This window comes from Blautia sp. CAG:237 (assembly GCF_000436615.1).
Taxonomy (GTDB): Bacteria; Bacillota; Clostridia; order Lachnospirales; family Lachnospiraceae; genus Blautia_A; species Blautia_A intestinihominis.
In genome coordinates this window covers 831-1,095 of record NZ_FR886746.1, presented here as the reverse complement: position 1 = coordinate 1,095, position 265 = coordinate 831, and the positions used below count along the sequence as shown (strand labels likewise).

Annotated in this window: 1 pseudogene; it reads left to right on the top strand. The window is 41.9% G+C overall.

Annotation, left to right across the window (positions count from 1 at the left end):
- Positions 1-265, top strand: a pseudogene (locus QZL69_RS09500) (ABC transporter permease); the annotation flags it as partial.

Genomic DNA, 265 nt, shown 5'->3' with positions numbered 1-265 from the left:
AACCATCCGTTATGCAGGAGGAACTTTTTTACAGAAATACATCTTATATCGTGCAGATCCCGGAAAATTTTTACCAGACATGTATTGAAGAGGAAGAACCTCTCTCCGTCACCAAAGTCCCTGGTTCTTATACCTCTTTTTACGTAGATCAGCAGATCAGTACATGGATCAATTCCATACGTACTTATACAGCCGCAGGTTTTTCCCTTAAGGAAGCCATGGATGCATCCATGGAATTGCCTGCCTCGGAAGTAACTATGTACAA